The organism is Curtobacterium sp. 24E2 (genome assembly GCF_016925595.1).
In the GTDB taxonomy this organism is placed as follows: domain Bacteria; phylum Actinomycetota; class Actinomycetes; order Actinomycetales; family Microbacteriaceae; genus Curtobacterium.
The window spans coordinates 1,189,446-1,204,220 of record NZ_CP068987.1 but is presented as its reverse complement, the minus strand read 5'-3'; the positions used below and the strand labels follow the sequence as shown (position 1 = coordinate 1,204,220).

The window sequence follows — 14,775 nt, the reverse complement described above, 5'->3', positions numbered from 1 at the left end:
GCAGTGCATGCGCCCGCATCGGTAGGGACTACCTAATTCGGTTCGTCCGCCTAGGGAGTTCCTCGACGCGACTACGGCGTGACCCGCACCGGCAGGAACGCCGTCAGGTCCGCACGCGAGCCGGAAGCGCTGACGCGTGACTGCGTGACGGCCTCGTCCCAGGTCAGCTCCGCGGTCGCGAGCGCGAGCCAGGTCGTGGCGTCCGTCTCGACCACGTTCGGCGGCGTGCCACGGGTGTGGCGCGGGCCGGGGACGGCCTGGACCGCGGCGAACGGCGGCACCCGGACCTCGACGCTGTTGCCCGGGACGTCGTCGGCGAGGCGCTGCAGGGTCCACCGGACGGCCGTCGCGATGGTCGCCCGTGCCGTGTCGCCCTGCTGCACCGCGGTCAGCGCGGCACGGCCGGCGGCGTCCTCGATCCTCCTGGGTGGCATCTCCACAGGCTAGCCGTCGCCTCGCGGGGGCGAGTCCTGATCGGTAGGGTGATCGGGTGCGAATCCTCGTCCTCGGTTCCGGTGCCCGCGAGCACGCGATCATCACGGCCCTCCTCGCTGAACAGGCGGGCCACGTCATCACGGCCGCGCCCGGCAACGCCGGCATCGCCGCCGACGTCGAGACCGTCTCCCTCGACCCCACCAACGGCGCACTCGTCGCCGAGTACGCGATCGAGAACGGCGTCGAACTGGTCGTCGTCGGGCCCGAGGCACCGCTCATCGCCGGTGTGGCCGACCCCGTCCGCACCCGGGGCATCCCGGTCTTCGGGCCGGGCAAGGCCGCCGCGCAGCTCGAGGGCTCGAAGGCCTTCGCGAAGCGCATCATGTCCGAGGCGAACGTCCCCACCGGTCGCCCGGTGTACGCGGGCACGGCTGAAGAGGCCGTCGCCGCGATCGACGAGCTCGGCGCACCGTACGTCGTGAAGGCCGACGGGCTGGCCGCGGGCAAGGGCGTCCTCGTGACCGAGGACCGTCAGGCCGCGATCGACCACGCCACCTACTGGCTGCAGCACGGGCACGTCGTGGTCGAGGAGTTCCTCGACGGCGAAGAGGTCTCGCTGTTCTTCCTGAGCGACGGCCACGACGTCCGCCCGCTCAGCCCCGCACAGGACTACAAGCGCCTGGCCGACGGCGACCTCGGGCCGAACACCGGCGGCATGGGCGCGTACTCGCCGCTGCCGTGGCTGGCCGATCGTTGGGCGTCCGAACAGGCCTTCGTCGACGAGGTCACCGAGCTGGTCGCCCTGCCCACCGTCCGTCGCCTCGAGCACGAGGGCACCCCGTTCGTCGGGCTGCTCTACTGCGGCCTCATCGTCACCGAGCAGGGCGTCCGTGTCATCGAGTTCAACGCACGCTTCGGTGACCCGGAGACCCAGGTCGTCCTCCCCGCCTGGCGACGCCGCTGAGCGGGCTGCTGCTCGCCGCCGCGACGGGCCAGCTCGGGGGCACCCCGGCACCCTCGTTCCGTCCGGACGCAGCGGTCACGGTCGTGCTCGCGAGCGAGGGCTACCCGGAGAACCCGCAGACCGGCCGGCCCATCACCGGCATCGACGCCGCGAACGCCCGCGACGGTGTCTCCGTCGCACACGCCGCCACCGGACTGCTCGACGGAACCCTCGTCGCCACCGGCGGTCGCGTGCTCAGCGTCGTCGCGACCGGGTCCGACTTCGCCCAGGCCCGGGAGCGCGCCTACGCGGGCCTCGGCGACATCACCCTGCAGGGCGCGCAGTACCGCACCGACATCGCTGCGAAGGTCACCCGATGAGCGCCGCGCCCGTGATCGAGGGCTGGGAACACGTCTCGTCGGGCAAGGTCCGCGAGCTCTACGTGCCGGCCGGTACCGCCGACATCCAGAGTGCGTCCGAGCTGCTGCTCGTGGCGTCCGACCGGGTCAGCGCCTACGACTTCGCACTCGAGCCACCGATCCCGGGCAAGGGCGAGCTGCTCACCCGCCTGTCGCGCTTCTGGTTCACCCAGCTGAGCGACGTGCCGAACCACATCATCGGCCCGGCGTCCGGTGGCACGCCCGTGCCGGCCGAGGTCGAGTCGCGGTCGATGCACGTCATGCCGCTCGAGATGTTCCCCGTCGAGTGCGTGGTGCGCGGGTACCTGGTGGGCAGCGGCTGGGCCGAGTACCAGCAGACCGGCAGCGTCTGCGGCGTCGCCCTGCCCCAGGGGCTGTCCGACGGCGACCGGTTGCCCGAGCCGATCTACACCCCTGCCTACAAGGCACCGCAGGGTGAGCACGACGAGAACATCTCGTACGAGCAGACCGTCGACCTGGTCGGCGCCGAGGTCGCGGCGACCCTGCGCGACCTGTCGCTGCACGTGTACACCGAGGCAGCCGCGATCGCCCTCGAGCGCGACGTCGTGATCGCGGACACCAAGTTCGAGTTCGGGCAGGACGCCGACGGCCGGATCCGGATCGCGGACGAGGTCCTGACCAGCGACTCGAGCCGGTACTGGGACGCCCGGGCCGACGGTCGGACGGACTCCTTCGACAAGCAGATCGTGCGCGACTGGCTCAGCGCCAACTGGGACCGCCAGGGCACGCCCCCGGTGCTGCCCGAGGCGATCGTGTCCCGCACGGCCGCGCGGTACGCCGAGCTCATCGAGCGCCTCGGCGCCTCAGCTGATTCCTGCTGCGGGCCTGCCGCTGCGTGCCCCGAGCGGGCCCCGACTGGTCACGAGCGGTCACGACACCCCGCTCACGTCCGACGACCGGTCACGAGCCGTCGTCCAGACCCCGGCGCCCGACCGTTCGTGACCGCTCGGCGGCGCGCCGACGGCACGTCGTGACCAGTCGAAGAGCGACCAGTCCTGACCGACCGACCGACCGACCGACCGACCGACGATCGGCGCACGGCTCGCCGACGACTCGTCAGACGTCGCGCGCGACCACGACGACGGTCAGGTCGTCGCCCGGGTCGTGGTCGACCGCGCGCGACCGCACGCGCTGCAGGAACGTCGCGATGTCCGGCGATCCGCGGTAGAGCGCGCCGAGCTGCGACAGCGACGCGAGCGTGGAGTCCCACAGCTCGAGCGCGCCGTCGCTGACCACGATGACCACGTCACCCGGACGCATGACGAGCGAGCCGGAGGCACGCTCGATGCCCGCGGGGTGCAGCCCGATCGGCAGGTCGGATGATCGCAGGATCCGCTCGGCGCCGTCGTCGCGGAGCTGCAGGACGAGCCCGTGTCCGGCGTCGGTGAAGTCGATCCGGCCGGTCGAGGGCGTGAGCCGGCCGTGGAACATCGTCGCGAACGACTCGGCGCGACTGAGGTCGGGTGCGACCTGCGCCTCGAGCTCGGCGACGGCGACGTCGGGTGCGAGGTCGCCGCGGGCGAGCAGTGCACCGCGGATGTTCGCGGCGAGCAGCCCGGCCGACATGCCCTTGCCCATGACGTCCGCCACGGTCAGGTGCACGGCGTCGTCGCCGGAACGGTGCCAGTCGTGGAAGTCGCCGGACACGACGCCGTGCGGGACCGACAGCCCCGCGATCCGGTAGCCGGGTACGTCGAGCGTGCCGGGTTCGAGCCCCGCGAGCACGGACCGCAGGCGGTCCTCGTCGGCGCCGGCGGCCAGTTCCCGCTCGGCCCAGACGCCGAGCTCCTGGAGCAGGGCGACCTCGTCGGCGTCGAGGGTCCGCGGTTCCGGGTCGATGAGGCAAAGCGTGCCGACCTTGACGTCGTCGTCGCCGAGCCGCAGCGGGACCCCGGCGTAGAAGCGGACGTTCGGGTCGCCGACGACCATCGGCATGTCGGAGTAGCGGGCGTCGATGCGCGCGTCCGGCACGAGAACGGGGCCGCGCTCTCCCAAGGTGCGCCCGCAGAAGGTGTCCTGCAGCGGGATGACCGGTCCGAAGTGGCTGTCGCTCTGCTGGGACTTGATGGTCAGCGAGGTCTCACCCGCCAGGTTCAGGAAGGAGCCGGAGACACCGAGGGCTTCACGCGCGATGCGGGTGATCCGGTCGAAGCGCTCTTCGGCACCACCCTCGACGACGTCGAGTGCGGCGAGCAGCGCTGCTCGGCGCACGGCGTCGGGCGCGCCGGTGACTGGGACGGTCGTCGCTGTCTCCGAGTGCATGCACCCACGCTAACGCGCCAACCGGACAGGTCTTGTCCCCACTACGGAGGACGCACCACCCCAGTCCGCGGGGCAGGCTCGCCGAGCGCTCGGCGGCCGACCCTGGTCCGGCGCGACCCGGCCCCGGACTACCCTGGACGCGTGTCCCGCCGTGTCCTGCCCGCCGTCGCCCTCGCCGCGGTGGCCCTGGTGACGCTCGCGGGGTGCGGTGCCCACGACTCGACCGGGCAGGTCTCGGTCACCGTGTCGGACAACGCCGCCGACCGCCCCTACGAGGTCAAGGTGTTCGCGTCGACGGGCAAGCTCTCCGAGCACCAGCGGGTGTTCCCCGGTGGCACCGCGGACTTCGCGGGCGTTCCGCTCGGCAAGGTGACCGTCCGCGCGGGCTCGCTGTGCCCGCAGACGACCACGGTGACGAACGACGCCGTCGCGACGGTCACCCTGACGACGACTGGCTGCTGAGCGCGGGTCGGTTCAGACCGCGCCGGGACCCCGAGCGATCGTCTCATGCGGCTGCTCGCCGAAGCGTGCGCGGTAGTGGGCAGCGAAGCGCCCGAGGTGTGTGAACCGCCAACGCCGGGCGACGTCACTCACCAGCAGCGCGCCCGAACGCGATCGGCCGAGTTCGAGGTGGACCCGGTCGAGCCGGACCTCGCGCAGGTACTGCATCGGTGTCACCGCGAGCCGCCGGCGGAAGAGGTCCTGCACACCGCGCTCGCTCAGGCCGCACGAGTCCGCGATGTCGGCCACCGAGAGCCGCCGGTCGGCCTGGTCGTGCACGAAGCGGATCGCGCGACGCATCCGGTGCTCGACGTCGGACCGCGCCGGCGAGAACGTCGACAGCACGACCGTCGCGATGCGTCGGTTCAGGGCGGCCCGCTCGTCGGCCGGCAGCGCGGGGTCGAGGACCCGCCCGGTGACGTCGCGGAGCAGTGCTCGGAGGGGCTCGATCCGGGGGTCGGCGGCGTCGGGTTGCCGGAACTCGGTCCGCCCGCCGCTGTCGCCGAGCAGTGCCGGGGACAGGTGGATCAGGGTCATGGCGGTGGCGTCGGTGTCGAACCCGTAGGCCACCGGCGCGGACAGCATCATCGGGCGTTCAGCACCGACGTCCCAGGATCCGCCGCTGTCCGAGGTCACTCGGGCTCGGCCGTCCGTCAGCCAGAACACCACGTGCTCCGGACGCGGCCCGATGGTGCCGGACTGCGGACCGTGTGTACCGATGCGGCGGATCGAGAGCTCGTCGTCGCCGCCGACCTGGTAGTCGAACGCGGTCTCGGAGGCCGCCACACGCGCCTCCGATCCGCTCGGCACCGGCCGGTCCGGCGCGCGAACTGGAACGCTACCGCACCGAGCGCGACCGACGTCAGGACGGGTCCGGCACTTGGTCCCACTCGTCGGCGTACCGCGAGAGCACCGTCCACCGTGAGACCGGCCACGTGGTGATGAACGCACGACCGACCACGTCGTCGACCGGCACCGTGCCGTGCACGCGGGAGTCCGCCGAGTTGTACCGGTTGTCGCCCATCACCCAGATGCGCCCCTTCGGCACGGTGATGTCGAAGTCGGTGCCGGAGACCCGGTCCGACCCGATCTCGGGCACCACGTACGGTTCGTCGACCGGGTGGCCGTTCACCGACAGCCGACCATCGGTGCCGCAGCACGACACGGTGTCGCCGGGCAGGCCGATCACGCGCTTGATCAGGTCGTCGCCCTGCCCGGTGCCGAGCCAGCCACCCGGGTCCTGGAACACGACGACGTCACCGCGCTGCAGTGGGACGGCGCCGGGGACGAGTTCGTTGACGAGCACGCGGTCGCCGATGAGCAGCGTGTTCTCCATCGACGCGGACGGGATGTAGAAGGACCGGACCAGGTAGGCCTTCACCAGGAACGACGCCAGCAGCGCCACGACGACGATGACGACGAGGTCGCGGAGGAACTTCCAGCCGGCCCGCTTCGGCTTCGGCTCGGACTCGGTGGCACTCAATGCGTCAACACCACCTTCACGAGACCGATCACGAACGCCACGGCGGCCAGCACGATGCCACCCCAGAGTCCGAGGAACGTGGGCCGCTTGCCGCTGAACCGCTGCATGAAGACGCCGACCATCCCGATGCGCACGACCAGGATGACCAGGGCCGCCGTCTGCGCCCACCCCGTCGGGATCCACCCGATCCACGCCACCGCGTACAGCACCGCGGGGATGAGTCCGGACGTCGCGATCGGGTTCGCGTTCCGCATGATCGTCACGACCGACTCGCGTCGGGCGTCGTCGGTCTGGGAGTCGTCGCCGCCGAGACCGTGCGCCACCAGGTGCGCCAGGACGTGCGCCAGGTAGGTCAGGACCGCGGTCGCCAGGACGGCCCAGATCGCCGAACCGTGGTGGATGGCGGCCGGGTCGACGGCGATCGCGGCGGCGAGCACCGTGATGTTGCCGTAGATGTAGGACGACATCCGGTCGCGGACGTGCTCGATCGGCAGGTCGCGCGGGTCCGGACGACCGCCGCGGGGTCCGCGTCCGAGCGGTGGTCGTGTGCGTGGCATCCGTCCATCTTGGCCCTCGCGTGCCGGTCCTCGCCGACAGGACACCGAGTGCGATGGCCACGCGCGTGCCCGGTTCCGGCAGACTGGGTGGCGATCGGTGCGACGGCGCACCGGACAGGAGGCCCGTATGACGTCCGCACGACCACTCGCCCTGGTGACCGGCGTGGGCCGCAGAGCCGGCATCGGCGCGGCGCTCGCCACCCGTCTGGCGACCGACGGCTGGGACCTGGCCATCTCGTGGTGGGGCCCGTACGACGACCGCGTGAGCGGTGGCGCGGATCCCGACGGGGTCGAATCCGTCGTGCAGGAGTGCGAGTCGGTGGGTGCACGCGTGACGCGCCTCCCGGTCGACCTGGAGGACCCGGACCAGGCGGCCGCCCTGGTCGGCCGCGCCGAGACCGAGGCGGGCGCACCCGTCACCGCCCTGGTGATGTCGCACTGCGAATCGGTCGACTCGGACGTCCGGACCACGACGGTCGAGTCGTGGGACCGGCACTTCGCGGTCAACGCCCGCGCGCCGTTCCTGCTCGTGCAGGCGTACGCGGCCGCACTCGAACGCGCTGGCGACGCTGCACCGCGGGACCGCCGGCGGATCGTGGCACTGACGAGCGACCACATCGCGTACAACCTGCCGTACGGGGCGTCGAAGGGGCCCTCGACCGCCTCGTGTTCGGTGCCGCGAAGGAGCTCGGCAGCCTCGGCGTCAGCGCCAACGTGGTGAACCCCGGCCCGAACGACACCGGGTGGATGTCCGACGACGTCAAGCGCTGGGCGGTCGAGGGCACGCCGCTCGGCCGACTCGGACGACCGTCGGACACCGCTGCACTCGTCGGGTTCCTCTGCTCGGAGCAGGGGCGCTGGGTGAACGGGCAGCTGCTGACGTCGGACGGCGGGATCTCGAACCGCGCGTGACCCGCGGGTGGCGGTGGGTGGCGGCGCCGAGACTCGGTGGCAGCGACACTTCTCGTGGCTTCGGGCGCGAGAACAGTCGGACAGCCCGAGTCTCGGCCGCCCGCAGCGGACCCCGTCAGCCGCGACCGGGCGCGGTCACCTCGATGCGGTTCGCCCACGGGTCCTCGAACGCGACCGTCCGGCCGTCGTCGGCGGTCTGCACCCCGGTGTCGTGCATGCGTGCGACGAGGGCACCGAGGTCGTCCGACCCAGGCACCTCGATCCGCACGAGCCCCAGCCCGAGCGCGAGCTGGCGGCGCCCGGCCCCACGGGAGTTCCAGGTGTTCATCGCCATGTGGTGGTGGTACCCGCCGGCGCTGACGAACAGGGCCTCACCCCACCCGGCCGTCGTCGCGAAGCCGAGCTTGTCGACGTAGAAGTCCTTCGCGCTGGCGACGTCGCCGACCGACAGGTGCACGTGACCGACCCGGCCCGGCGCGTTCGGCGCGGACTCCACCGCGTCGGCCGTCAGATGCTCCTGCAGGAACGCGTTCGGGTCGACGTACTTCGTGTCCATGTCGACCATGCCGTGCGTCCACGACCACTCGGTGCGGTCGCGGTCCCAGTACAGCTCGACGCCGTTGCCCTCGGGGTCCGTGAAGTAGAACGCGTTGCTGACCAGGTGGTCGGCGCTGCCGGTGAAGGTCTGCGGGAACTTCGTCGCGACCGAGTACAGCGCGGCAGCCAGGTCGGCCCTCGTGTCGAACAGGATCGCGGTGTGGAACAGGCCGGCATCGTGCGGGCCGGCGTGCTGCATCGACGGCGCGTGCTCGAGGATCACGATCGGGATCGCCAGACCCCCGGCGCCCGATCGCCCCAGCACGGCGACGCCGCCCTCGTTCGAGAGCAGCGAGAGCTGGACGCCGTCGCGGTAGTAGCCGATCATCCGGTCGAGGTTCGCGACTCGGAGGGTGACGGCACCCATCCCGGTGTCGGCGGCGAGGAGGTCCTGCGTGTGCATGGCACCAGTGTGCGCCCATTTGGTTGACGCGTCAACCAAGTGGGCGTGGTCGGCCGCGCCAGAGCGACAGATCCAAGCGACCCCGGTGCGACGTGTGCGCCAAAGCGACAGATCGCCGTGAACAGTTCGCGGCGATCTGTCGCTTTGGCGGACGGGTCCCGCAGCGGACGGGTCGCTTCGGCGGACGCGTCGCGCAGCGGACGGGTCGCGCAGCGGACGGGTCGCGCAGCGGACGGGTCGCCTTGGCGGACGGGTCCCGCAGCGGACGGGAGGCCCGGTGCGCCTCCGCCTCGCCAGCTGCGGTCAGCGGGAGCGGAAGTAGCGGTGCAGCGCGCGCTCGCGGATCGCGGCCGCGGCGAGCGCCCCGCCGAGCAGCGCGCCCACGAGCCCGAGGGACGCGATCGCGATCGCCTCGCGCACGATCGGCAGCGCGTCCTCGACGTCGAGGCCACGCACCGACACCACCGCGACGCTCGTCGCGACCACCGCCCCGACCCATCCCCAGACCAGGTGCTGCAGGACGATTCCGAGGACCTGCGCGCTCCGCGGTACCCCGACGTGCCGGTCGGAGGCCAGGGCGAGCCGGCGCCGTGCGACCGCTGCCGCGCCGATCGTCAGCCCCACGAGGGCCGCTGCACCGAACGGGACGAGCACTGGCTGCCGCACTGCGGGGGTGAAGACCGCGCCCAGGGTCGGGTTGAGCTGCCCGGCGGTCGGTCGGTCTTCGTCCTCGGCCCCGCTCGCCGGCAGGACGGTGCGCCGGAGCATCGAGACCGTGTCGTCGCGCTGCGGCCACACCGTCGCCCAGCAGGCGTCGAACGACGACCCGTCGTCCACCGTCGGCGCGAGGACCGCGTACTCCAGGTCAGGGTCCCGGCCGTCGTCGGGGTGGTCGTACACACCGGCGACTCCGGTGTCCGCGCCGCCCACCGTCACGAGGCGATCGCCGGCAGCAAGACCCAGCATCTCGTGCACCGCGGGCGAGACGATCACGCCCGCGGCTCCGTCGGCTGCCGAGCCGCCGAGCAGACCACCCACCCCGGCGGTCACCTCGTAGGTCGGGATCGCCGAACCCGGGAGCGCAACGGGGACGACCCCGGCATCGACGCGCCGGAACGCACCGGACGCGATGACCCCCTCGGCGTCCGCGAGGGCATCGCACACACGGCCGTCGATCCGACCCTCGGCCCGCTGGACGGTCGTCGCCGCACCACTCGCGACGAACTCCGCAGCCGCTCGGACGTCATCGGCGACCGCTGCGGCGCGCATGCCCACGACACCGCTGAGCAGCACCGCGAGCACGACAGCGGCCGTGGCTGCCCACGACGCTCCGGAAGCGATGTCGCGCCACGCCTCTCGCCAGACCTCGGTCACCTGCATCCGGCGGGGGCTCATCGGTACCGCCCGAGGTCGAGCACTCCGTCGCAGGCATCACGGGTCGCGTCGTCGTGCGTGGCGACGACGACGACCGTCCCCGACGCGGCGAGCGCACCGATCCCACGGTTCACCTCGATCGCGGTCGCCCGGTCGAGTTGCGCCGTCGGCTCGTCCACCAGCATCAGACCCGGCGCACTCGCGATCGCGCGCGCGAGCATCAGGCGTTGCGCCTCGCCACCGGACAGCTCGGCGAACCGTGCGTGCGCCCGCGAGCCGAGCCCGAAGCGCTCGAGGACCTCGAGCGCCCGGACGTCCGCGGTCCGACGATCCGCGCCCTCGGCGACGAACGGCAGCGCGACGTGGTCGAGCACGCGGCGGCGGGCCACCCCGTACGGGTTCTGGAAGACCCAGAGCGGCCGACAGCCCGGCGGACGGACGGCGGCACCGCGCGTCGGACGGAGCATCCCGGCGAGGATCGCGAGCAGTGTCGACTTGCCGGAACCGCTCGGCCCGACGACCGCGGTCACGCTCCCTCGGCGAAGGTGCGGTCGACGCGGTCGAACAGCACGGTACCGTTCGGCCAGACGTGCCCCACGCCCTCGAGCGTCACCGACACGAGCTGGACCGGTCCGGCGCGGCACGGATCCGGTCGAGCGTTCGTCCGCCGGGCACCCGGACGAACGACTGCCCGAGTTCCGACCCGAGGACCTCGACCCGGAGCGACCGCCCCGTCGTCGGTTGCAGGCACGCCCGGTCACCCTCGAGGTCCCAGAGGGCGGTCGGTGGCACCACCTGGACGGTCCGCGGGCGACTGAGCGTCCACGTCGCGGCCACGGTCGGTGTGCCGTCGGCCGAAGCGACCGTCGCCGCGTACTCCGGCAGGGCGGTGATCGCGGCGAGAGCCGTCGGCGACGAGACCACGCCGGCGGCGTCGGTCGGGACGTCGGCGTTCCCGATCCGCAGCACGCGCTCCCCGGCGCCGGATCGACCGGGAGCGCCTCGATGCGCGCACCGCGGAGTTCGGCCGGGAGTTCGACGAGGACACCGTCGGCGCCGACTGCTGCACCGACGACGGCCACGCACGCCAGGACGGTGTTCTCGGCGGCTGGCACCCATGCGAACGGGTCCCGCGGCACGACGTCGTCGGGCAGGTCGTCGCGGTCGACACCTCGGTCGACCAGGAACTGGTGCGCAGCGCGGAGCGTGCCCGGGCCGAGGACGCCGTCGACGCTCAGCCCGGCACCGAGGCGCGTGAGTTCCCGCTGCAACCCCTTACGTCGGCCCCGCGGTCGCCGCGCTCGAGGTCGCGCCACAGCGGCTCGTCACTGGCGAGCGCGATCACCGGCCGCCCGTCGACCCGCGCGAGGACGTCCCCGCTCCGCACGGGTGCCCCGGTCGAGCACGTCGACGTCGTCACCGTGCCGGTCCGCGACGTCACGACCGCCCGCGGGGCGCCGGTGTCGAGTGCGAGCTGCACCTGTCGTTCATCGGCATCGGTGCGCTCGGTCACCCGGACGGTGCTCGCGGGGGCCGCCGTCCGGAGTGCAGCCGGCACCTCGGCCGGCACCGTGACCGCGATGGCGGCGGCCGTAGAAGCCGCGACCACCATCGCCCCGAGCGCCAGGAGTGCGGCAGACGGGAAGCGCATCACTGCCGCCAGAGCCCGAGCGGATCAAGGGCGCACTGCTTCGCCTGCTCGCCCATCGAGTCGAACGGGAAGGCGTCGGCGTCCTGGTCCTTCCGCCACTGTTCCTCGGTGTAGTCAGGTCCGACGAGGCCGGCCTTCCGCAGACACGGAACGGTGATCTTCGCATCATCGAGTCGGTCGGGGTTCCGCCGCGTCTCTTCGTAGAGGTACGTCACGTACTCGTCGGCGGTTTCCTCGCATTTTCGGAGGATCGGGTCCGAGCGCTCGAAGAAGCCGTCGGGATAGCGTCCATCGAGTGATTCGAGGCCGAATCCCCCGTCCGGGTCGTAGTCGATCCGCAGTCCGGAGTCCGCGAGGCACCGGCCCACGCGCTCGTGCGCAGCCTCGAGCTCCGCAGTGGTCACCTCACCGTCAGCGAGGACCTTGAACTCGAAGTCCGAAACACCGTCATCGAGCGCAGCTCGGAACTCTTCGGCCCACGGCCCGGCCATCGCAAGGTGCGCATCCGACGACTTCGTGGCTTCCACAGCGGGGGTGCATCCTGACAAGAGGAGAACTGCGGCGGCCATGACGCTCACTGCGCCACGGCCGCCGAGCGGACGGCGCATCTACCGCGCCGTCATCCCGTAGGAGACAGCGTTGGCCCAGCAAGCGGTCTGCTGTGAGATCGCTCCCCTGCCGACCCACTTTCCGTACTTCGACGGCGCGTTCCTGATCGCGTTCCAGTGTCGCGCGCCGTTGCCACACGAGTTGTTCTTTCCCTTCGTCCAGGTCACCGACCCGTAGCACGCAGCACTCGCCTCCGGCGCCGTCGCGGTGTCGACCGCGATCCCACCGCCCACGACACTCCCCAGCACGACCGCACCCAGCACGACGTTCTTGATCGACATCGATCTCCCCTTTCGTTGCGACACCGCCCCGATGTCACCGTTAACGTATTACCGGTCCGTGCACGGACGCAACGGCTTCCTCGACATCCGTGCAGGATGGACGCGTGACTGATGACATCCGGTGGGAGGTGGTCGAGGAGAGCTCCTCTCGCTCCCGGACCACGAAGCGATCGCAGCACTGCTCGCGCAGGCGTTCCCGGACTGGTCCCACTGGTACGTGGGCGGCCGCAGCTGGTCCGGCATGCAACCCGAGCGCCGGGTCCTCGCCCGCGACCAGGACGGCGTCGTCCTGGCACACGTCGGGATCCGCCGTATGTTCATCACGGTGGGTGGGCGCGATGTCCTGGTCGGCGACACCGGCCTCGTCGCCGTGTCGCCGCGACTGCAGGGATCGGGCAGGGGCCGGGAGCTCATGGAGCGTACGCACGCCGTGCTCGACGGGCTCGCGGTGCCGTACGGCTTCCTCGGCGCGGGAGAGAACCGCATCCCCTTCTACGCGAAGCTCGGCTGGCACGAGTTCCCCGAGGTCGTCGGCACCTTCTCGGCGTTCACCGCCGAGGGCGCCGGCATCACGAACACGGAGCAGGGCGGCTGGATGGTGCGGCCGGTGGCCGCAGCGCTCGAGGACTGGCCGGCCGGCCCGATCTGGCTGAACGGCCAAGAGGTCTAGGACCAGACCACGAACGGACGGGAGGCACGGTGCCAGCTGGCACCGTGCCTCCCGTCCGTCAGGTGGTGGAGCGGGGCTTACGCCTCGACCGCAACCGTCTCCGGGTCCTCGTTCGAACCCGGCGCGCTCGGCACGACCGCGGCGCGCACGCGCGCACCGAGGTCGGCGTCGACGTTCGTCCAGTACGCGAACACGCGCTCGCGCAGGTCGTCGCGCGTCACCTTCGAGACGTGACCGGCGATGTTGCCGACCAGGCGCTCGCGGGCGGCGTCGTCGAGGACCTCGCGGACCATCGTGCCGGCCTGGCCGAAGTCGTCGTCCTCGGGGTGGAGGGTCGCGGCGGAGCGCTGCAGCGCACCGTCCGACTCCCAACCGGGCACGTCGTCGGTCGCGGTCGGGTCGGCGTGTGCGCCGCCGAGCGAGTTCGGGGCGTACACGGGCACCTCGGACTTCTGGAAGTCGAAGCGCATCGCGCCGTCCTTCGAGTACGAGTGCACCTCGTTCTTCGGGGCGTTCACCGGCAGCTGCGCGTGGTTGGTGCCGACGCGGTAGCGGTGGGCGTCCGCGTAGCTGAAGATGCGCGCGAGGAGCATCTTGTCCGGGCTGGCGGCGATGCCGGGCACGAAGTTCGACGGGGCGAACGTCGCCTGCTCGATCTCGGCGAAGTAGTTCTCCGGGTTGCGGTTGAGCTCCATCGTGCCGACCTCGATGAGCGGGTAGTCCGCGTGCGGCCACACCTTCGTCAGGTCGAACGGGTTGAAGCGGTAGCTCGCGGCGTCCTCGTACGGCATGACCTGCACCTTGAGGGTCCAGCGCGGGAAGTCCCCACGCTCGATCGCAGCGTGCAGGTCGCGGATGTGGAAGTCCGCGTCCTCGCCGGCGATGCGGTCGGCGTCCTCCTGCGTCAGGGTCTTGTGGCCCTGCTCGGTCAGGAAGTGGTACTTCACCCAGAAGCGCTCGCCCGAGGCCGAGATCCACTGGTAGGTGTGCGAGCCGAAGCCGTCCATCTCGCGCCACGACGCGGGCAGGCCGCGGTCACCCATCAGCCACGTGACCTGGTGCGCCGACTCGGGCGACAGGGTCCAGAAGTCCCACTGCATGTCGTGGTCGCGCAGGTGCGAGCCGGGCAGGCGCTTCTGCGAGCGGATGAAGTCGGGGAACTTGATGCCGTCACGGATGAAGAAGACGGGGGTGTTGTTCCCGACGAGGTCGTAGTTGCCCTCGGACGTGTAGAACTTCAGCGCGAAACCACGGGGGTCGCGCCACGTGTCGGGCGAACCCTGCTCACCGGCGACGGACGAGAAGCGCGTGAGCATCTCGGTCTGCTGACCCGGCTGCAGGAACGCGGCGCGGGTGTACTTGCTGACGTCGTGCGTGACGGTGAAGGTGCCGAAGGCACCGCCGCCCTTCGCGTGGACGACGCGCTCCGGCACGCGCTCGCGGTTGAACTGGGCGAGCTTCTCGACCAGGTAGTGGTCGTGCAGCGCGAGGGGGCCGTCGGCCCCGACGCCCATCGAGTGCTCGTCGCTCGAGACGGGAGCGCCGGAGTTGGTGGTCGTGGTGGGGGTGCCGGCCGGCTGGCCGGGCGTCGTGTTCTGGTCGGACACGGTTCCTCCTTGGGTGGAACGGTTGGTTCGGTCAGGGGTGCTCGGGTGGT

At 71.7% G+C, this 14,775-nt stretch carries 17 protein-coding genes and 2 pseudogenes; 6 read left to right on the top strand and 13 right to left on the bottom strand.

The window, feature by feature from the left end; all coding sequences use genetic code 11:
* Positions 1–71: 71 nt before the first annotated feature.
* Positions 72–434, bottom strand: coding sequence for a sterol carrier family protein (locus tag JN350_RS06070; protein ID WP_205463924.1), 363 nt, complete (start codon positions 432–434; stop codon positions 72–74).
* Between the two features lie 56 nt (positions 435–490).
* Here JN350_RS06070 and purD point away from each other — a divergent pair.
* Positions 491–1,758 (top strand): annotated as a pseudogene (purD, locus tag JN350_RS06065) (phosphoribosylamine--glycine ligase).
* A pseudogene (locus JN350_RS06060) lies at positions 1,755–2,615 on the top strand (phosphoribosylaminoimidazolesuccinocarboxamide synthase); the annotation flags it as partial. The pseudogenes purD and JN350_RS06060, both read left to right, overlap by 4 nt.
* A 259-nt stretch (positions 2,616–2,874) precedes the next feature.
* Here the strand turns inward: JN350_RS06060 and JN350_RS06055 are convergent.
* On the bottom strand, positions 2,875–4,080 hold the full coding sequence (locus JN350_RS06055; RefSeq protein ID WP_205463923.1) for a PP2C family protein-serine/threonine phosphatase: 1,206 nt from the start codon (positions 4,078–4,080) through the stop codon (positions 2,875–2,877).
* A 141-nt stretch (positions 4,081–4,221) separates the two neighbouring features.
* Here JN350_RS06055 and JN350_RS06050 point away from each other — a divergent pair, with 141 nt between their 5' ends.
* A complete protein-coding gene (locus JN350_RS06050) occupies positions 4,222–4,542 on the top strand; it encodes a hypothetical protein (protein ID WP_205463922.1) in 321 nt (106 codons plus the stop codon).
* Positions 4,543–4,554: 12 nt separating this feature from the next.
* Here the strand turns inward: JN350_RS06050 and JN350_RS06045 are convergent, their stop codons facing one another.
* The 3 genes from JN350_RS06045 to JN350_RS06035 all read right to left on the bottom strand — a co-directional run bounded on the left by JN350_RS06045 (position 4,555) and on the right by JN350_RS06035 (position 6,621).
* The gene (locus JN350_RS06045; RefSeq protein WP_205463921.1) at positions 4,555–5,367 is read right to left on the bottom strand and encodes a helix-turn-helix transcriptional regulator; all 813 of its coding nucleotides are present in this window, start codon (positions 5,365–5,367) and stop codon (positions 4,555–4,557) included.
* A 76-nt stretch (positions 5,368–5,443) separates the two neighbouring features.
* Positions 5,444–6,064 (bottom strand): signal peptidase I, encoded by a 621-nt coding sequence (lepB, locus tag JN350_RS06040; RefSeq protein ID WP_205463920.1) that lies wholly within the window; start codon positions 6,062–6,064, stop codon positions 5,444–5,446.
* The gene (locus JN350_RS06035) at positions 6,061–6,621 is read right to left on the bottom strand and encodes a hypothetical protein (protein WP_205463919.1); all 561 of its coding nucleotides are present in this window, start codon (positions 6,619–6,621) and stop codon (positions 6,061–6,063) included. The genes lepB and JN350_RS06035 overlap by 4 nt, the downstream gene beginning before the upstream one ends.
* Before the next feature lie 127 nt (positions 6,622–6,748).
* On the opposite strand from JN350_RS06035, the gene JN350_RS06030 reads away from it, so the two are divergent.
* Positions 6,749–7,342: an SDR family NAD(P)-dependent oxidoreductase gene (locus JN350_RS06030; RefSeq protein WP_461963992.1), complete on the top strand. Its 594-nt coding sequence runs from the start codon at positions 6,749–6,751 to the stop codon at positions 7,340–7,342.
* Positions 7,288–7,533, top strand: coding sequence for an SDR family oxidoreductase (locus JN350_RS20630; RefSeq protein ID WP_461963989.1), 246 nt, complete (start codon positions 7,288–7,290; stop codon positions 7,531–7,533). Before JN350_RS06030 ends, JN350_RS20630 begins: the two co-directional genes overlap by 55 nt.
* A gap of 115 nt (positions 7,534–7,648) precedes the next feature.
* Here the strand turns inward: JN350_RS20630 and JN350_RS06025 are convergent, their stop codons facing one another.
* The 7 genes from JN350_RS06025 to JN350_RS05995 form a co-directional block, all read right to left on the bottom strand.
* The gene (locus JN350_RS06025) at positions 7,649–8,533 is read right to left on the bottom strand and encodes a VOC family protein (RefSeq protein ID WP_205463918.1); all 885 of its coding nucleotides are present in this window, start codon (positions 8,531–8,533) and stop codon (positions 7,649–7,651) included.
* A 303-nt stretch (positions 8,534–8,836) separates the two neighbouring features.
* Positions 8,837–9,913 (bottom strand): hypothetical protein, encoded by a 1,077-nt coding sequence (locus JN350_RS06020; protein WP_205463917.1) that lies wholly within the window; start codon positions 9,911–9,913, stop codon positions 8,837–8,839.
* A gap of 11 nt (positions 9,914–9,924) precedes the next feature.
* Positions 9,925–10,437 carry an ATP-binding cassette domain-containing protein gene (locus JN350_RS06015; protein ID WP_205463916.1) on the bottom strand — a complete coding sequence of 171 codons (513 nt, stop codon included), beginning with the start codon at positions 10,435–10,437 and terminating at the stop codon, positions 9,925–9,927.
* Positions 10,438–10,516: 79 nt separating this feature from the next.
* Positions 10,517–10,876 (bottom strand): hypothetical protein, encoded by a 360-nt coding sequence (locus JN350_RS06010; RefSeq protein ID WP_205463915.1) that lies wholly within the window; start codon positions 10,874–10,876, stop codon positions 10,517–10,519.
* Between the two features lie 265 nt (positions 10,877–11,141).
* Positions 11,142–11,558 (bottom strand): hypothetical protein, encoded by a 417-nt coding sequence (locus JN350_RS06005; protein ID WP_205463914.1) that lies wholly within the window; start codon positions 11,556–11,558, stop codon positions 11,142–11,144.
* Positions 11,558–12,136: a hypothetical protein gene (locus JN350_RS06000; RefSeq protein ID WP_205463913.1), complete on the bottom strand. Its 579-nt coding sequence runs from the start codon at positions 12,134–12,136 to the stop codon at positions 11,558–11,560. Before JN350_RS06000 ends, JN350_RS06005 begins: the two co-directional genes overlap by 1 nt.
* A gap of 30 nt (positions 12,137–12,166) precedes the next feature.
* The gene (locus tag JN350_RS05995) at positions 12,167–12,448 is read right to left on the bottom strand and encodes a hypothetical protein (RefSeq protein WP_205463912.1); all 282 of its coding nucleotides are present in this window, start codon (positions 12,446–12,448) and stop codon (positions 12,167–12,169) included.
* Between the two features lie 121 nt (positions 12,449–12,569).
* On the opposite strand from JN350_RS05995, the gene JN350_RS05990 reads away from it, so the two are divergent.
* Positions 12,570–13,118 (top strand): GNAT family N-acetyltransferase, encoded by a 549-nt coding sequence (locus tag JN350_RS05990; RefSeq protein WP_205463911.1) that lies wholly within the window; start codon positions 12,570–12,572, stop codon positions 13,116–13,118.
* 77 nt (positions 13,119–13,195) lie between these two features.
* Here the strand turns inward: JN350_RS05990 and JN350_RS05985 are convergent, their stop codons facing one another.
* On the bottom strand, positions 13,196–14,725 hold the full coding sequence (locus JN350_RS05985; RefSeq protein ID WP_205463910.1) for a catalase: 1,530 nt from the start codon (positions 14,723–14,725) through the stop codon (positions 13,196–13,198).
* Between the last annotated feature and the right edge of the window lie 50 nt (positions 14,726–14,775).

Bases quoted from the DNA above. Each gene is read 5' to 3' on its own strand.
- JN350_RS06070 (WP_205463924.1), bottom strand. From the start codon at position 434: ATGCCACCCAGGAGGATCGAGGACGCCGCCGGCCGTGCCGCGCTGACC.
- JN350_RS06055 (WP_205463923.1), bottom strand. From the start codon at position 4,080: ATGCACTCGGAGACAGCGACGACCGTCCCAGTCACCGGCGCGCCCGAC.
- JN350_RS06035 (WP_205463919.1), bottom strand. From the start codon at position 6,621: ATGCCACGCACACGACCACCGCTCGGACGCGGACCCCGCGGCGGTCGT.
- JN350_RS06030 (WP_461963992.1), top strand. From the start codon at position 6,749: ATGACGTCCGCACGACCACTCGCCCTGGTGACCGGCGTGGGCCGCAGA.
- JN350_RS06025 (WP_205463918.1), bottom strand. From the start codon at position 8,533: ATGCACACGCAGGACCTCCTCGCCGCCGACACCGGGATGGGTGCCGTC.
- JN350_RS06020 (WP_205463917.1), bottom strand. From the start codon at position 9,913: ATGCAGGTGACCGAGGTCTGGCGAGAGGCGTGGCGCGACATCGCTTCC.
- JN350_RS06005 (WP_205463914.1), bottom strand. From the start codon at position 11,558: ATGCGCTTCCCGTCTGCCGCACTCCTGGCGCTCGGGGCGATGGTGGTC.
- JN350_RS05995 (WP_205463912.1), bottom strand. From the start codon at position 12,448: ATGTCGATCAAGAACGTCGTGCTGGGTGCGGTCGTGCTGGGGAGTGTC.